The sequence below is a fragment of the Nitrosospira multiformis genome, assembly GCF_900110185.1.
GTDB classification, from domain to species: Bacteria; Pseudomonadota; Gammaproteobacteria; order Burkholderiales; family Nitrosomonadaceae; genus Nitrosospira; species Nitrosospira multiformis_A.
In genome coordinates this window covers 15,118-31,756 of sequence record NZ_FOCT01000014.1, presented here as the reverse complement: position 1 = coordinate 31,756, position 16,639 = coordinate 15,118, and the positions used below count along the sequence as shown (strand labels likewise).

Sequence of the window (16,639 nt, the reverse complement as noted above, 5' to 3'; positions counted from 1 at the left end):
TTGAAACTGTTTCAGGAAGCAACCGCTGGCTGCATCCCGCCGCCGAGTCGCCTCTCGGCGGCAAAACCGACGAGAGTCCACTTAAGGCAGTCGGATTACATCCTGCTATCCTGCCGAGCCCCGTTTCTGTCAGTCCCTTTTCTTTCCGGCTATCCCGTTAGGCGGAGGGACTGGTATCAGCATCGCCCCCTCTCGGCTTCTTTATCGCCGCACGCATAGCCGTTACCGTAACTGAGATGTTCTTCGCGCTGCGCCATATTGCAGACCAAAATAGACGGAGCTGCGCAGATAAACGGAGAGATTAATTCAGCTTGCCATGACACTGTTTATATTTCTTTCCTGAGCCACAGGGACACGGGTCGTTACGTCCAATCTTTTCTCCCTGGCGGACGAACGGCTGATGTTTCTGCGGACGCTCCCGGCCTTCGATATCTTCCCCAATACTCTCGGGACTTTCTTCTTCACCCAGCGCTTCTTCAAAAGCAGCGTGATGGTACTGTACATTGACTGGGGCGTGGTGGGTTTCCGCCACGGCTTCCACCTGTTGCTCACTTCTGATCTGTACGGCCATGAGCGTCTTGCTGACTTCCGCCTTGATTTCTTCGAGCATGGACGTGAAGAGTTCAAAAGCTTCGCGCTTATATTCCTGCTTGGGATTTTTCTGCGCATATCCACGCAAATGAATTCCCTGGCGCAGATGATCCAGTGAGGCGAGATGCTCGCGCCAGTGCATGTCAAGGCTTTGCAGCATGACCGCGCGCTCGTACTGATGCATGATAGGCGCTCCCACCTGCTCCACCTTGCCGGAATAGAGCGCATTCGCCGCCTCTATGATGCGCTGATGAAGGCTATCCTCATGTAAATCCGGTTCCTTTTCCAGCCATTCCCGCAAGGGCAGGGTCAGGTGATACTCGGCGGCCAGCGCCTTCTCCAGTCCTGGAATGTCCCATTCCTCCTCGACACTTTGCGGCGGCACATGGAGTGTGATGAGATTGCGCAGCATGTCTGCCCGCATCGCGGTTGTCGTTTCGGTTATATCTTCCGACTCAAGCAGTTCATTGCGCTGCTGGTAGATGACTTTGCGCTGGTCATTGGCAACGTCATCGTACTCTAGCAGTTGCTTGCGTATGTCGAAATTGCGCGCTTCCACCTTGCGTTGCGCGTTCTCGATTGCGCGCGTCACCCAGGGGTGTTCAATGGCTTCTCCCTGCGGCATGTTGAGCCGCTGCATGATGCTTGCTACCCGGTCGGAGGCAAAAATGCGCAACAATGCATCCTCCAGCGATAGAAAAAACCGGCTGGAACCAGGGTCTCCCTGGCGGCCGGACCGGCCACGCAACTGATTATCTACGCGACGAGATTCATGGCGTTCGGTGCCGATGATATGCAACCCTCCTTTTTCCAGCACTTCATCATGGAGGGTCTGCCACTGCTGTTGCAGTTCGGCAATCCGTTCTGTTTTCTCTGATTCGCCCAGGCTTTCGTCGGAACGGATGCGCTCGAACTCAGGCTCGGGATTGCCGCCCAGCACGATGTCCGTGCCTCGCCCGGCCATGTTCGTGGCGATGGTGATCATTTTCGGACGACCCGCCTGGGCAACGATTTCCGCCTCCCGCGCGTGCTGCTTCGCGTTCAGCACCTGATGCGGCAATTTCTCGCGAGTCAAAAGGGAGGAAAGCAGTTCGTTGTTTTCAATCGAGGTGGTACCCACCAGAACAGGTTGCCCTCTCTCCTGACAGTCCTTGATGTCCGCGATGATTGCCTGGTACTTTTCGTCCATCGTGCGGAATACCTGGTCCATCCGATCGACACGTATCATGGGACGGTGGGTCGGAATGATCACGGTTTCCAGTCCGTAAATCTGCTGGAATTCGTAAGCTTCGGTATCGGCAGTACCGGTCATGCCTGCCAGTTTCTCGTACATCCGGAAATAATTCTGGAAGGTGATCGAGGCGAGCGTCTGATTCTCCTTCTGGATGGTAACGCCTTCCTTTGCCTCCACCGCCTGATGCAAGCCTTCGGACCAACGCCGGCCTGACATGAGCCGTCCGGTAAACTCATCGACGATAACGACTTCGCCATTCTGAATCACATAGTGCTGGTCCCGATGAAACAAGGCGTGCGCGCGCAGACCAGCGTAAAGGTGATGAACGAGACTGATGTTGGCGGGATCATACAGGCTGGTTCCGGAAGGAAGCAGTCCGCTCTGGACCAGCAATTTTTCCGCGTGCTCGAACCCTGACTCGCTCAACAATACCTGCTGGGCTTTCTCATCCACGCTGAAATCCCCCGGACTGTCCTCGTTTTCCTGCCGGACCAGTTTTGGAATCAGCGTGTTCATGCGCACATAAACGTCCGTGTTGCCTTCCGCTTGCCCCGAAATGATCAAAGGAGTACGCGCCTCGTCGATCAGGATGGAGTCGACTTCATCGACTATGGCAAAATTGAGCATACGCTGCACCCGCTCGAGCGGATGAGTCACCATGTTATCGCGCAGGTAGTCGAATCCGTATTCGTTGTTGGTGCCATAGGTTATATCGGCCGCGTAGGCTGCCTGCTTGTTGCCATGATCCATCTGGGACAGAATCACGCCTACGCTGATCCCCAGGAATCGATAGATGCGCCCCATCCATTCGGCATCGCGCTTTGCCAGATAATCGTTCACGGTGACGAGGTGCACCCCCTTGCCCGCCAGCGCATTGAGGTAAGCAGGCAAAGTTGCCATCAGTGTCTTGCCTTCACCTGTCCGCATTTCGGCAATCTTGCCGTCGTGAAGCACCATACCGCCAATCAACTGCACATCGAAATGACGCATTCCGAGCACGCGCTTGCCTGCTTCGCGCACGACTGCAAATGCCTCCGGCAGCAGCATATCGAGATCGGCTCCTTCCCCGATGCGCTGCCTGAACTCTTCGGTCTTTCCACGCAATTCAGCATCGCTCAGCGCCGCGATCTTCGCTTCCAGCGCATTGATCGCCGTCACGGTCTGTGAATACTGTTTGATGAGCCTGTCGTTACGGCTCCCGAACACTTTTTTGAGCAGATTGTTGAGCATGAAAATTCTATTTCTATTAAGCGATCGTCAAAAAAATAGGGGGTGAGGTTTTTTCGGCCTCACCCCCCACTGCAAAGTATTTATCCCGGCTCAACCCGGCATCTTCAGGAACCGTGACGGATTTTGCGGCGAGCCTCTATGCCTGACTTCAAAGTGAAGATGCGGACCGGTAGAGCGGCCTGTGCTGCCCACTTCCGCAATCTTCTGTCCACGCACCACCACTTGGCCCACCTTCACCAAGCGCTTGGAGGCATGAGCATAGCGGCTGACAAAGTCATTGCCGTGGTCAACATCAATCATATTACCATACTCAGGATGATAATCGGAATACACTACCACGCCCCCCGCCGCTGCGAGAACGGGCGATCCGGCAGGCATTATGAAGTCGATGCCTTCATGAAAATGGCGCTTTCCGGAAAAAGGATCGATACGCAGGCCGAAACCGGAAGAGTACGCCTTCCCCTCTACCGGCATTGCCGATGGAAGAAACTTCTTCCTGAGCCTGTCCTGCATCAGCAGCGAATCCAGGGCATCGAGCTTGTCGGTGCGATCATCCAGCGTCCGTGCCAACTCCTGTATCTGACTGTTGAATTCGGTAAATGAGATATCCTGTAATTGCTGTGTAGACAAGGTACCTCCCTGCCCCGGATTCTGGTTGAACAGATATTCCTGCGGCTTCATGCCGGCTAGCTCTGCCAGTCGCACGCCAACGGAATCGAGCCGCAGTAGCTGGGCCTGCATCTGGCCCATCTTGATCGCCATGGCATTGAGGCTGTCACGCAGATAAGACTGCGTTTTCTGCTGCTCCTCCTGCTGTGCGCTTAAAACCAGTGATCTCAATGTGGGACTGTCGATCTTGTCTGCATATTGCAAGGATATATAGTTGAGTACCATCGCCATCAGCATGGAAGCAAAAAGGAACCCTAAAACCACGAGCGTAAGGTGCTTAGTGGTTAAAGTCAGGGTTTTTGCTTTTGCCGAATTATTGGAAATTAGAATAATATTCATCTTCTCCCCTAATCATGATTCAGCCATGACTGCCCGCAAGATCGATTTCTACCTTGGGACCCTGAGGCTGACGCCTGAGCATCAGCGGTTATTCAATCACGTGGAAAAGTTAACCGAGATGCAACGGGCATTTAAGAAAATTATGCCCCCTAACTTGGGCAAGCACTGCGCTTTAGGTGGCTTCTCTGAAGGAAGCCTGACAATTTGCGCGGATAACGGTGCGATTGCTGCAAAACTCAGACACATGCTGCCATCATTATTATTAAAGCTTCAGGCAGCCGGGTACGAGGTTACTGCAATTCGGATTGCTGTGCAAGCAAATTACAGCGACATTCGCGGAAATGATTTCCCGGACAAAAAACGCCAAATAGATAAAGAGGGCATCAAGAGCCTGAATGTCCTGGCTGCGGGTCTGGAAGATTCGCCATTGAAAACCGCGGTGGAGTCGCTGCTGGAAAAACAGGGAAGGAGACTCTGAAAGAAAAGGCGATGCCTTGTTCTATCCCTGTTTTTATCCCTGGAACCCGAACAAAACCGCGAGCCGACCAAAGGGGAGCAAAATCGGAAGAGAACAAGGACAGAAGGCGGGATATCCAGCCATCAGATTGAAATCGGCAAATTGCCGCGCATGAACGAGCGCTGCGCTGAACGCTACCTAAGCGAAGGAGAATATTCCATCGCAGGAAATAGCGGGTCGCTCAGTTTGCCGAGACGACCTGCAAGAAAAAACTCCCGATGATTACAACCTGTTCTGCCCATCTGCGCTTCTGAACGTGCGTCAAGTAGATCAGAAGGCAAAAATATTCAGTGCAGCCAATGCTGCTGGAGAATCTCGCTCCAGACCGGATGTAACCGGTAGCCGTTGCTCAATCGGCCTGTTTTCTCAGGAATGCTGGAATATCCAGTATATCCACCCCTGACTGCCTCATCGCTTCGACAGCTGCATCCCGCTGCCTGTTGGTTCGGATCGAAGCAGGACCTTCCGAGTCCTTCCAATTCATGGTGTCGATATTATCTATGGCGGTCCGCGGGTGGACAACGCTCAAGGGCTTGGGTGGGACGCGAGTGGCGCCTCCCAGGCCGACTCCGCCCAGACCGGTCGCCACCACGGTCACACGCAGATCATCATGCATATCGTCGTCAATGACGGTTCCGACGATTACGGTAGCGTCCTCGGCGGTGAAGTCCTTGATCGTGTTCATTACATCATGTACCTCGCGCATCTTCATTGCGGCGTTGGCGGTGATATTTACCAGTACCCCACGCGCACCGGCAAGATTGATATCCTCCAGCAAGGGACTTGCAACTGCCTGCTCGGCTGCGGCCTGAGCGCGATCGGGACCACAGGCAATCGCTGACCCCATCATGGCCATACCCATTTCGGACATCACCGTTTTCACATCGGCGAAATCGACATTGACGAGTCCTGGACAATTGATCACTTCGGCGATACCGGCGACGGCGCTATACAACACGTTGTTGGCTGCCTTGAATGCATCCAGCATGCTGACTTCTTCTCCCAGCACTGCCATCAGCTTGTCATTGGGAATCACAATCAGGGAATCAACGTATTGCGCAAGCGCTTCCAGTCCCGCTTGGGCCGCTCTCACGCGCCTGCCTTCAAATACAAAAGGTTTCGTGACCACGGCGACGGTCAGAATTCCCATTTCCCTTGCAACCTGAGCCACTACCGGCGCAGCGCCTGTTCCGGTTCCGCCGCCCATGCCTGCGGTAATGAACAACATGTCCGCCCCTTCAATCAGCTCGGCAATGCGGTCGCGGTCCTCGAGTGCGGCATGCCGTCCAATCTCTGGATCGGCGCCGGCCCCCAATCCCTTGGTGATCGTCGATCCCAATTGCACCAGGGTACGCGCCTGATTGCGCTTCAATGCCTGTGAATCGGTATTGGCGCAAATAAAGTCGACGCCTTGCACACCGTTTTCCATCATGTGATCTACAGCATTACCCCCGCACCCACCCACGCCGATGACCTTGATAACAGCTTCCTGTGTTTGTGTATCCATGATTTCGAACATCACATACCTCCCTTTTATGTTCAAACAATAAACGTTACTCGTCGATCCCCTGGCGGTATGCAATTCGCGCTCGCACTTGCCAGGTGCAAAGTGTTGCTTTCAAACTCTCCATGCCGGCACGCAGCCAGCACCTCAGAAATTGACCTGAAACCAGCTTTTCATCCTGTCCAGGATTCGCGAGAATGAATTGCCCTCCAGCCTGGTTTGCTCGTGCTGTTGCAGCTGGTCCACTCCTGCGAGGATCAAGCCTATTCCAGTGGAGCATCTTGGTGTGACCACCACTTCCTCGAGACTGCCGTGGTATTTGGGCAATCCCAGTCGCACCGGCATGTGAAATATTTCTTCACCGAGCTCCACCATTCCTTCCAGAGAACTGCTGCCGCCCGTGATCACGATCCCTGATGACAGCAATTCTTCGAAACCGCTGCGCCGCAGCTCGGCCTGCACGAGCGAGTAGAGCTCCTCCACGCGCGGCTCGATGACTTCCGCCAATGTCTGTCTCGACAGATGACGGACACTCCGGTTGCCCACCCCCGCCACTTCCACCATTTCGTGCGGATCAGCCATGCTGCGCAACGCGCATCCGTAGCGGCACTTAATGTCTTCGGCATCGCTGGGAGAGGTGCGCAGCGCCAACGCAATATCATTGGTAATCTGATCTCCGGCAATCGGAATCACCGCGGTGTGGCGAATGGCACCCCGGGTAAATATCGCGATATCGGTCGTACCTCCGCCGATATCCAGGAGGCAAACCCCCAGGTCTTTCTCATCTTCCGATAAAACGGCCATTGCGGAAGCAAGAGGCTGCAGCACCAGGTCGCGCACTTCCAACCCGCAGCGGCGCACGCACTTCAGGATGTTCTGAACAGCCGATACCGAACCCGTAACGATATGAACCTTGACTTCGAGCCGTACGCCGCTCATGCCAATTGGTTCCAGAACATCCTCTTGCTCGTCTATGATGAATTCCTGGTTGAGCACATGGAGCACCTGCTGGTCGTTCAGTATATTCACGGCCTTTGCCGTCTCCATCACCCGCTCCACATCCTGCCGGGATACCTCCTTGTTCCTGATAGGCACCATCCCGTGCGAATTGAAACTCTTGATGTGACTCCCTGCAATACCGGTATAAACCTCGCGGATCTTGCAATCCGCCATCAACTCCGCCTCCTCCAGCGCGCGTTGAATCGCGTTCACGGTTGCATCGATATTGACGACCACACCTTTCTTCAGACCCCGTGATGGATGACTGCCCATGCCGATCACTGTATATCCGCCTTCGGGCTTCATTTCAGCGACGACGGTCACAATCTTCGAAGTGCCGATATCAATGCCGACAACCAGATTTTTAGCTTCACTGCCTCTATTCATTTGCCTTGCAATCCCTGCTTCCTCCCGCTCCACGGGATTTCCGGAAATCCTGCCTGTCTGCTCCTGGGGAGCTTCACTGCTATCGCGTTCCACGCGCTGCGAAACCACTGACATAACGTAAGTCTACATAACTCAAACGTTGATTCAATCGCGCCACGACCAGATCGTGCGTCTGTACATAGCGCTCCAACCGCTTCTCCAGGTGCTCTCGCCCGAGCTCCAGTATCGTTCCGTTCCCGAGACGAACCCGCCATGCGCGCCGGGGTGAAAGTTCCACCTGCTCGACGTCCTGCTTCAACGGCTGTAGCAATCTGGTAAAAACTGCATGCTGATGCACCATTTCACGAACACTCTCCCTTGGTCCTTCAAATATCGGCATCGGCTCATTCGAGGTAGCATTGAATATCTCTCCCTGCCTGTTGACCAGAGCGCTGTCGCCCCAGTGTGCCAGCGGCACCTGCTCCTCGACCACCACGTCGAGCCCATTCGGCCAGATCCGCCGAACACTTGCCACCCTTACCCAGGCCAGTTTTTCGAACGTGTGCCGCGCAGCCTCAAGATCAATGGTTAAAAAATTTCCTCCCACTTCGCGATGAACCACGTCAGAAACCTGTTCTCGCGTCACGTGCCTCAGCTCGCCGCTGCCGCTGTTGCTCCTGATATGGACTTCCTTCAGAGGCAGCAGCGGCAGATGGATCATCCACTGGACCATAAGGTAGATCGTTGTCAGTCCCGCCAACGTAAACAGCCAGTCCGCCACCTGATTCAACGCCTGATGGTTATCCCACATGGGCCAGTCCCAGTATCTTCAGCACCAGCTCTTCGAAGGATATTCCTGCCGCTTTTGCCGCCATGGGAACAAGACTATGGGTGGTCATCCCGGGGGACGTGTTCGCTTCGAGAAAATAGGGAGTCCCCGATTTATCCAGTATCAAATCCACCCTTCCCCAACCTTCGCAGCCCAACAATCTGTGCGCCTGCAATGCCTGTTTCCGAATGAGGCACTCCTGCTCCTCGGGCACGCCGCTCGGGCAGAAATACTGCGTCCTGTCCGACAGGTATTTGGCTTCGTAGTCGTACAGATCACCCTCGACCTGAATTCGCACCAGCGGCAACGCAACATCTCCGAGAATGGAAGCCGTGAGTTCGATTCCTTCGATAAACTGCTCCGCCAGCACCATGGCATCATGGCGGGCAGCAAGGCGCCATGCGTCAGCGACTTCCCCTGCCTCCCTTACCTTGCTCAAGCCAATGGTGGAACCCTCTCGCGAAGGTTTTACAATCAGCGGCAGACCCAGCTCTTTTGCCACTGCATCAAAATCGCTCTGCTCATCGAGCAGGATATGGCGCGGCGTGTTGATGCCCGCGGACTGCCAGAGCAATTTGGTACGCCATTTGTCCATCGCCAAAGCGCTGGCCAGCACGCCGCTCCCGGTATAGGGAATCCCCAGCAACTCCAGCGCACCCTGGACTGTCCCGTCTTCGCCATAACGGCCATGGAGGGCGATATGAGCACGCGCATATCCTTGCTGCAAAAGCGCGTCCACGTGCTGTTCGGAGGGGTCGAATGGATGAGCGTCCACTCCGCAGCGGCGCAGGGCATCGAGTACGGCTTTACCACTTTCAAGGGAAATCTCACGCTCCGCTGATCGTCCTCCGAGGAGAACCGCGACTTTCCCGAAGTCATGACTACCCGCCATATCCACCATCCTTTCTGTAAGCAGTCTGGGAGACACGTAACTCGGGTCTGGCGGGGAGCCCGATAATGCGCACCTCCTGTTTCAGTTCGATGCCGGTCTGCTTTTTTACGGTTTCACGTACCGCAGCAATCACCGCTTCTATGTCGGAGGCAGTAGCGCCGCCGGTGTTCACAATGAAATTTGCGTGTCGCGGCGAAACCATGGCGCCACCGATACGAAACTCCTTCAGTCCGCACGACTCGATGATTCGTGCCGCCTTGTCATTCTCCGGATTGCGGAACACGGACCCGGCATTAGGCAGGTTTAAAGGCTGAGTATGGATACGGCGGGCAAGCAACTCCTTGATCTTCTGCCGAACTGACGCTGCATCGTCCCACGGCAACCCGAACCATGCGCCCGAGAACCATTCGTCCATCAGAGAATCGGCAGAGACATTTTCTGTGCCGCCGGCCTTTTGGCTTCCGCTGCTCTCCTCTACCTTCAACGCCACGTGCCGATAGCCAATTTCGTAATTCCCAGGCGGTCGTCTGCGCAACATGCCCGAGCGGTCTATGGTTTGCACACTCGAGACGATATCCCAGGTTTCGGTCCCATAGCATCCGGCGTTCATTGCCAATGCGCCGCCCACCGTACCGGGAATACCTGCCAGAAATTCCGCACCTCCCAGCCCGTGCAGCGCAGCAAACCGGGCGACTTTGGCGCACGCGACACCTGCCCCGGCATAAATCAGCATTTGACCGGTGTCGGATTGTTCCAGCCGCAAATCGTTCAGGCGGGCGTGCAGTACAACGACGCTGCCCCGCACCCCGCCGTCGCGCACCAGGAGATTGCTGCCGAGTCCCACCACATATACCGGTTCATTCCAGGACAGGCCGCGCAGAAACGCCGCGAGATCAGCCAAGTCCGCCGGCAGATAGATGCGCTCTGCACTCCCGCCCGCATGCCAGGAAGTATAGTTCTTCATCGGCTGATTATGGCGCAGTTCGCCACGAACGCCGGCATAATCAAGGGAGAAGTTGATTTCCGACATATCCATTCAGGAGCCCTGTAACAAAAGCACTGCGGGTTCCCTGTTTTCTTTAGGACTGACCGGCAGACGCGCTTCGGCCTGCGAATCCCGGGAAAGGGTGGGAGCCACTCCTCCCACCGATCCTGCTCCCATTACCAGCACCACATCCTTATCCCTGGCGATGCTGTGAATCGCCTCCTCCAGTTCGTCCACCCGCTCGACAAAGATGGGTTCCACCTTGCCGAGCACGCGCAGCGACCGTGCCAGCGATTTGCTGTCTGCGGCAATTATGGGCGCTTCGCCAGCGGAATAAACTTCCGTCAGGAGCAGTACATCGGCGGTGGACAGGACTTTGACGAAATCTTCGAACAGGTCGCGCGTGCGTGTATAACGATGCGGCTGAAACGCCAGTACCAGGCGGCGTCCCGGAAATGCGCCGCGCGCTGCGGCGATTGTGGCTGCCATCTCCACGGGATGGTGGCCGTAGTCATCGATCAGGGTAAAACTTCCGTTTCTGCCGGTTTCGTGATCGGTCAGGGGAATTTCGCCGTAACGCTGGAATCTCCGGTCAACCCCCTTGAAATCCGCCAGAGCCCGAACGATGGCAACATCCGGCAGTCCAACCTCATTGCACACGGCTATCGCCGCCAGCGCATTTTGCACATTGTGCAAGCCGGGCAGATTCAGCACGATTTTGAGTTTTCGAGTTTTGCCGTTAACCCCTATCAGGGCGGTAAAGTGCATCTGACCTTCACTGTGACGAATATCCGCGGCGCGCACCTGCGCCGTTTCCGATAACCCGTACGTGGTTACAGGCTTGGTAATGGCAGGCATGATCTCGAGTACGTGGGCATCATCCACACACAGCACCGCCATGCCGTAAAAGGGCAGATGCTGTACAAAATCCACGAACGCCTGCTTGAGCTTGCCAAAATCATGCTCGTAGGTATCCATGTGGTCGGCATCGATATTGGTGACCACCGCCAGTACGGGCTGCAGGTGAAGGAATGAAGCGTCGGATTCATCCGCCTCCACCACGATGAACTCGCCACGACCCAGCTTCGCGTGAGAGCCGGCAGCCTCCAGCCGGCCACCAATAACGAATGTGGGATCCATGCCCGCTTCCGCGAGAACACTGGTGATCAGACTGGTGGTGGTGGTTTTGCCATGCGTACCCGCGATAGCGATCCCCTGCCGCAACCTCAGGAGCTCGGCCAGCATGATGGCGCGTGGAACCACTGGCACTTTGCTCTCCCGTGCCGCCAGAACCTCCGGATTATTGGGCAGAATCGCGGTCGAGGTTACGACTGCATCCGCCGATGCCACGTGAGTGCGGGCATGACCGATGTAAACCGCCGCCCCCATTTTTTTCAGTCGCCGGGTGGTCACACTGTCATGTATATCCGAGCCGCTGATCTTGTATCCCAGATTGAGCAGTACTTCGGCGATTCCGCTCATGCCGGACCCGCCTATGCCCACAAAATGAATATGCTTAACTTTGTGTTTCATACTTTCGTTGTTTACACATAAAGCAAGTGCAATAGTTGTAAGACGAAGGCAACATGATCACCTTAAACTGCAACCATTTCCATGCACGTCTCGGCCACGCACCGGGTAGCATGGGGTTGCGCCAGCTCTCTCGCCCGGCATGCCATTTCCATAAACTGGTCCCTGCCCATACCTACCAATAGCTCCGCCAGTCCTTCCGGAGTCAGCTGGCTCTGGGGCAGCAATATCGCAGCGCCTTTCCCGCTCAAAAATTTTGCGTTCGTGGTCTGATGATCATCCACAGCATAGGGAAAAGGCACCAGAATGCTGGCTACACCCGCTGCGGCCAACTCCGCGACGGTGAGCGCGCCCGCGCGGCAGATCACGAGATCACTCTCTCCATAGCGGGACGCCATATTGTCGATAAACGTAACCAGTTCACCCTCCACTCCCGCTTCGGAGTAATTCCGCTTCAGCGCCTCCAGATGCCGGGCCCCCGCCTGATGCGTCACCTGCGGGCGCATCCCTTCAGGTATCCGCTTCAATGCCTGCGGTACGATGGTATTCAGTGCCTGAGCGCCCAGACTTCCCCCTACCACCAGCAGCTTGATACTTCCGCTGCGATCCGCATACCTTTGTGCAGGCGGCGCCAGCCTGGTGATTTCGTCACGTACGGGATTGCCACAAAACATCGCTTTTTTTTCACCTTTGATCGCATCGGGAAATCCCAGCAATACCCTGTCGGCGAGTCTCGAGAGGATTCTGTTGGCAAGTCCCGGAATGGAGTTTTGCTCGTGTATCAGCAACGGCCGCGCGAGCAGCGAAGCCATCATTCCCCCCGGAAATGCGGGATAGCCGCCCATACCCAACACCACGTCCGGCCGAACCTTCCGTATTACTCTTGCGCTTTGCCAGAATGCCAGCAACAGACGCGCGGGCAGCAACAACCAGGTGCGAACGTTTTTCCCCCGCAATCCGGAGAAACGAATCGTCTCCAGGGCATGCCCCTGCTGCCGCGCCAGCGTTGTTTCCATTCCCCCTTCAGTTCCAAGCCAGACTATACGCCACCCGGCTCCCTTCAAATACTCCGCCACGGCAAGACCGGGAAATACATGTCCGCCGGTTCCCCCTGCCATAATGAGAATCGTATGGCTCAAGACGCCATTCCTGTATTTTTCATATCCGATAACCTCTCGCCAACTGCCGGTTTTCCCAATCCGCGCGCAGCAACACCGCCAGCGAGAGACAGCTCGCAACTATGCTGCTGCCACCGAAACTCATCAACGGCAGGGTGAGTCCCTTCGGCGGGAGCACTCCCATATTCACGCCCATGTTGATGAATGTCTGCACTCCCAGCCATACACCGATACCTTGCGCCACGAGTGCGGGAAAATAACGCCCCCTGACTGCCGACTGACGGCCGATGATGAACGCGCGTGCGATTACCCAACTGAATAACGCCAGCACGATCAAGACGCCGACGAAACCAAGTTCCTCTGCAACTACAGCCAGAAGAAAATCGGTATGCGCCTCCGGCAGATAGAAAAGCTTTTCGACACTTCCGCCCAGGCCGACACCCAGCCATTCACCGCGTCCGAATGCAATCAGAGCGTGGCTCAACTGGTATCCTTTTCCATAAGGATCATCCCAGGGATCCAGAAACCCGAAGAAACGCTGCATGCGATAAGGGGCGTTCCAGACCAGGGCAAGGAGGCCAACAATCAGGAAACCAATCAGCCCGACGAATAGTTTCAGGTCCATTCCTCCCAGAAACAATATCGCCATCATGACAGTGGTAATGACAACGAAGGCGCCAAAATCCGGCTCGAGCAGCAGGAGACCCCCCACGATGAGCGTAATGATCAGCATGGGAAGAAAACCCTTGCGAAAACTTCCCAGAAAGGCGGATTTGCGCACCGTGTAATTGGCGACGTAGATCACCATGAACAATTTCATGAATTCCGACGGTTGAAGATTCACCACCAGCAAGGATATCCAGCGGCGGCTACCGTTGATTTCGCGGCCTATGCCGGGAACCAGCACCAGTGCCAGCAGGCACCCCCCCAGCAGAAACAGTTGGAAGGAATATTTCTGCCACGACTCCATGGGAACCTGGAACGCAATCACTGCCACCAGCAAACCTGCCGCGACATAGGCCGCGTGCCGGATGAGAAAATAGGCCGGGTAACCGCTGCCCTCGGCCTCGGCAATCGAAATCGAGGCGGAGTAAACCATCACCAGCCCAAGGCTCAGCAAGAGTATTGCTGTCCAGATCAGGGCCTGGTCGAAATCCGCAGGCAGAACTTTCTGCTTTCCGGTACCGTACTGATAAATCATCTGATCAATGCCGTCCTGCAACCGTGGCTGAATTGCTGCCTGCACGTGCGGCCTGCATGCTTCTTACCGCCGCAACGAACGCCTCTGCCCGATGCACATAGTTGTCGAACATATCGAAGCTTGCGCATGCCGGGGACATCAGGACTGCATCGCCCTCCCGCGCCAGCTGAAAACTTTTTCGAACCGCCTCTTCCATCGTTTGAGCACGATGCAGAGGCACTCCGCACTCATTTATCGCCACTGCGATTCTTTCCGCATCCCGCCCAATGAGCACCACCGCGCGCCCATGCTCGCCTATCGGGGCAGCCAGGGGCGAAAAATTCTGCGCCTTCCCATCTCCGCCGGCAATCAAAACCACGGGCTGCCCAAGACCTTTCAAAGCAGCTACCGTTGCACCTACGTTAGTACCTTTTGAATCGTCGTAGAAGGTAATACCACTGAAGGCCGCCACTTTTTCAACTCGATGAGGCAAACCCCTGAATTCGCGGAGCGCCTGTAACAAAGGCTCAAACGGGACAGCCAGGGCGCGGCATAGCGCCAGTGCCGCCAGCGCATTTGCGCAATTGTGCCGGCCAGTAATGGCGAGTTCGCCGGCTTTCATGAGAGGCGTGTCTCCCTGCATCAGCCAGGTGTCTCCACCTTCGCGAAGCAAGCCGAAATCGCGGTCACTTTGTGGCGTGCCAAGGCTGAAAGTGACATGAGGTCTTCCCGCTAACGTCATTTGCCGGACGACAGGATCATCGCCATTCAGGATTTGCACGCCCTCGCTGTCAGCCTTGCCTCCAGCACCGGTCTCGTTGCTGCCACCAAGAAATATCCGTGCCTTGGCAGCGGCGTATTCCTGCATCCCCGCGTAGCGGTCAAGATGATCTTCGCTTACATTCAGCACTGCGGCCGCATCCACTCCCAGACTCTTCGTGGTTTCCAGTTGGAAGCTGGAAAGCTCCAGCACCCACGCCTGCGGCATTTTTCCAGCATCTTCCCGGCGCATCAGCGCGTCCAGGACCGCAGGACCGATATTTCCCGCCACTTCGACGTCCCACCCCGCTTTTTTTAACATTGCCCCTGTCATGGCGGTCACCGTGGTTTTGCCATTGGAGCCGGTAATCCCGACAAGTTTTGGCCTGCCACCCCCCGCATCTCCGACTGCTCCGACTGCCCAGGCAAAAAGCTCCATATCCCCGACCACCGGGATGCCTTCTTTCAGCGCCTGCTGCACAAGCGGCTCCGACAGGGGCAGACCAGGACTGATTGCGATTAAATCCACACCGGAAAAGGCGCTGGCAGCCAGGGAACCTGTAAAAACCTCCGCCTGCGGCAGCGCGCTGTTAAACGCCCTCATGCCCGGTGGCTCGTTTCGGGTATCAGCTGCTCGCACCAGCGCTCCCCGCCGAAACAACCATTTTGCCATGGAAAGGCCGGTCTCTCCGAGGCCCAGCACCAGGACAGTTCTGCCTTGCAGATTCATGATTTCAACTTCATCTCAGCTTCAGGGAAGACAAACCGAACAGCACCAGCATCATGGTAATGATCCAGAACCGGACCACTACCTGGTTTTCCTTCCAGCCTTTCAATTCGTAGTGATGATGTAACGGCGCCATGCGAAAAATGCGCTTGCCGATCAGCTTGAATGAAGCCACCTGCAGCATGACCGACAGAGTTTCCACTACAAATACGCCTCCCATGATGAGCATAACGATTTCCTGTCGCACTATCACTGTCACGATTCCAAGTGCCGCGCCCAGGGCAAGCGCCCCGACATCTCCCATGAAGACTTCTGCGGGATAAGCGTTAAACCACAGAAAAGCAAGACCTGCCCCCGCCAAGGCCCCACAGAAAACCGCAAGTTCACCGGCCTGGGGGATATGAGGCATACCGAGATATTTTGCGAATACCGCATGGCCGGCTACATAGGAAAAAATCGCCAGAGCGCTGCTGATCATCACGGTAGGCATGATAGCGAGACCATCCAGCCCGTCGGTCAGGTTTACTGCATTGCTGGTACCGACGATGACAAAATAGGTGAGTGCCACGAATCCTGTCACGCCAAGCGGAACGGCCACCTGTTTGAAGAAGGGAACGATCAGGGTTGTCTGCGCGGGCAGCTCGGCCGTCAGCACCAGGTAGAACGCCACCAAAATCGCAATGGCCGATTGCCAGAAAAGCTTCGCCCGGGCGGAAAGTCCTTTCGGATTGCGATATACCACCTTGCGGTAATCATCCACCCAGCCGATCATGCCGAAACCCAGGGTTGTAATCAGGACAATCCACACGTAGCGATTGCTGAGATCAGCCCAGAGCAAGGTGGTAATGGCGATAGAGACGAGTATCAGCGCTCCACCCATGGTGGGTGTGCCCGCCTTGACCAGATGTGTCTGGGGGCCGTCATCGCGAACCGCTTGGCCGATCTTGTAGGCGGTAAGTTTCCGTATCATCGCCGGACCCACAATAAACGAGATTACCAGCGCGGTGAGCGCAGCCAGAACCGTACGCAACGTAATGTAACTGAACACATTGAACAAGCGGATGTCTCCGGCAAGCCATTGAGCAAGCTCTAGCAGCATGACAGCCGTCCGTGTGAAATACCCCGGGATTTACCAGAATCTCCGAAGAGGACTATGACGTCCATAACCTG

General features: G+C 55.8%; 13 protein-coding genes. 1 reads left to right on the top strand and 12 read right to left on the bottom strand.

Features of this window, described 5'->3' with window-relative positions; all coding sequences use genetic code 11:
* Positions 1 to 301: 301 nt before the first annotated feature.
* Together secA and BMY01_RS13850 are read right to left on the bottom strand one after the other, a co-directional pair.
* Entirely contained in the window at positions 302 to 3,055 is a 2,754-nt protein-coding gene (secA, locus tag BMY01_RS13855; protein WP_074748612.1) for a preprotein translocase subunit SecA, read from the bottom strand.
* 90 nt (positions 3,056 to 3,145) lie between these two features.
* Entirely contained in the window at positions 3,146 to 4,063 is a 918-nt protein-coding gene (locus BMY01_RS13850) for a M23 family metallopeptidase (protein ID WP_074748610.1), read from the bottom strand.
* 25 nt (positions 4,064 to 4,088) lie between these two features.
* Between BMY01_RS13850 and BMY01_RS13845 the strand changes: the two genes are divergently transcribed.
* Positions 4,089 to 4,541, top strand: coding sequence for a DciA family protein (locus BMY01_RS13845; protein WP_074748608.1), 453 nt, complete (start codon positions 4,089 to 4,091; stop codon positions 4,539 to 4,541).
* Between the two features lie 388 nt (positions 4,542 to 4,929).
* Here BMY01_RS13845 and ftsZ read toward each other — a convergent pair whose 3' ends face one another.
* The 10 genes from ftsZ to mraY all read right to left on the bottom strand — a co-directional run bounded on the left by ftsZ (position 4,930) and on the right by mraY (position 16,568).
* The gene (gene ftsZ, locus BMY01_RS13840; RefSeq protein ID WP_074748606.1) at positions 4,930 to 6,099 is read right to left on the bottom strand and encodes a cell division protein FtsZ; all 1,170 of its coding nucleotides are present in this window, start codon (positions 6,097 to 6,099) and stop codon (positions 4,930 to 4,932) included.
* Positions 6,100 to 6,231: 132 nt separating this feature from the next.
* A complete protein-coding gene (gene ftsA / locus BMY01_RS13835) occupies positions 6,232 to 7,470 on the bottom strand; it encodes a cell division protein FtsA (RefSeq protein ID WP_074748670.1) in 1,239 nt (412 codons plus the stop codon).
* Positions 7,471 to 7,549: 79 nt separating this feature from the next.
* On the bottom strand, positions 7,550 to 8,260 hold the full coding sequence (locus BMY01_RS13830) for a cell division protein FtsQ/DivIB (RefSeq protein ID WP_074748604.1): 711 nt from the start codon (positions 8,258 to 8,260) through the stop codon (positions 7,550 to 7,552).
* Positions 8,250 to 9,170, bottom strand: coding sequence for a D-alanine--D-alanine ligase (locus BMY01_RS13825; protein WP_074748602.1), 921 nt, complete (start codon positions 9,168 to 9,170; stop codon positions 8,250 to 8,252). Before BMY01_RS13825 ends, BMY01_RS13830 begins: the two co-directional genes overlap by 11 nt.
* Positions 9,160 to 10,206 carry a UDP-N-acetylmuramate dehydrogenase gene (gene murB / locus BMY01_RS13820; RefSeq protein WP_074748600.1) on the bottom strand — a complete coding sequence of 349 codons (1,047 nt, stop codon included), beginning with the start codon at positions 10,204 to 10,206 and terminating at the stop codon, positions 9,160 to 9,162. The genes BMY01_RS13825 and murB overlap by 11 nt, the downstream gene beginning before the upstream one ends.
* Positions 10,207 to 11,688 carry a UDP-N-acetylmuramate--L-alanine ligase gene (murC, locus tag BMY01_RS13815; protein ID WP_074748598.1) on the bottom strand — a complete coding sequence of 494 codons (1,482 nt, stop codon included), beginning with the start codon at positions 11,686 to 11,688 and terminating at the stop codon, positions 10,207 to 10,209.
* 62 nt (positions 11,689 to 11,750) lie between these two features.
* Positions 11,751 to 12,824, bottom strand: a complete 1,074-nt coding sequence (gene murG, locus BMY01_RS13810; RefSeq protein ID WP_081353947.1) for an undecaprenyldiphospho-muramoylpentapeptide beta-N-acetylglucosaminyltransferase — start codon at positions 12,822 to 12,824, stop codon at positions 11,751 to 11,753.
* A 19-nt stretch (positions 12,825 to 12,843) separates the two neighbouring features.
* Positions 12,844 to 14,004 (bottom strand): putative lipid II flippase FtsW, encoded by a 1,161-nt coding sequence (gene ftsW, locus BMY01_RS13805; protein WP_074748668.1) that lies wholly within the window; start codon positions 14,002 to 14,004, stop codon positions 12,844 to 12,846.
* A gap of 4 nt (positions 14,005 to 14,008) precedes the next feature.
* Entirely contained in the window at positions 14,009 to 15,472 is a 1,464-nt protein-coding gene (murD, locus tag BMY01_RS13800) for a UDP-N-acetylmuramoyl-L-alanine--D-glutamate ligase (protein ID WP_074748594.1), read from the bottom strand.
* A gap of 10 nt (positions 15,473 to 15,482) precedes the next feature.
* A complete protein-coding gene (gene mraY, locus BMY01_RS13795; protein ID WP_074748592.1) occupies positions 15,483 to 16,568 on the bottom strand; it encodes a phospho-N-acetylmuramoyl-pentapeptide-transferase in 1,086 nt (361 codons plus the stop codon).
* Between the last annotated feature and the right edge of the window lie 71 nt (positions 16,569 to 16,639).

Bases quoted from the DNA above. Each gene is read 5' to 3' on its own strand.
- secA (WP_074748612.1), bottom strand. From the start codon at position 3,055: ATGCTCAACAATCTGCTCAAAAAAGTGTTCGGGAGCCGTAACGACAGG.
- BMY01_RS13850 (WP_074748610.1), bottom strand. From the start codon at position 4,063: ATGAATATTATTCTAATTTCCAATAATTCGGCAAAAGCAAAAACCCTG.
- BMY01_RS13845 (WP_074748608.1), top strand. From the start codon at position 4,089: ATGACTGCCCGCAAGATCGATTTCTACCTTGGGACCCTGAGGCTGACG.
- ftsZ (WP_074748606.1), bottom strand. From the start codon at position 6,099: ATGTTCGAAATCATGGATACACAAACACAGGAAGCTGTTATCAAGGTC.
- ftsA (WP_074748670.1), bottom strand. From the start codon at position 7,470: ATGAATAGAGGCAGTGAAGCTAAAAATCTGGTTGTCGGCATTGATATC.
- BMY01_RS13830 (WP_074748604.1), bottom strand. From the start codon at position 8,260: ATGTGGGATAACCATCAGGCGTTGAATCAGGTGGCGGACTGGCTGTTT.
- BMY01_RS13825 (WP_074748602.1), bottom strand. From the start codon at position 9,170: ATGGCGGGTAGTCATGACTTCGGGAAAGTCGCGGTTCTCCTCGGAGGA.
- murB (WP_074748600.1), bottom strand. From the start codon at position 10,206: ATGGATATGTCGGAAATCAACTTCTCCCTTGATTATGCCGGCGTTCGT.
- murC (WP_074748598.1), bottom strand. From the start codon at position 11,688: ATGAAACACAAAGTTAAGCATATTCATTTTGTGGGCATAGGCGGGTCC.
- ftsW (WP_074748668.1), bottom strand. From the start codon at position 14,004: ATGATTTATCAGTACGGTACCGGAAAGCAGAAAGTTCTGCCTGCGGAT.
- murD (WP_074748594.1), bottom strand. From the start codon at position 15,472: ATGAATCTGCAAGGCAGAACTGTCCTGGTGCTGGGCCTCGGAGAGACC.
- mraY (WP_074748592.1), bottom strand. From the start codon at position 16,568: ATGCTGCTAGAGCTTGCTCAATGGCTTGCCGGAGACATCCGCTTGTTC.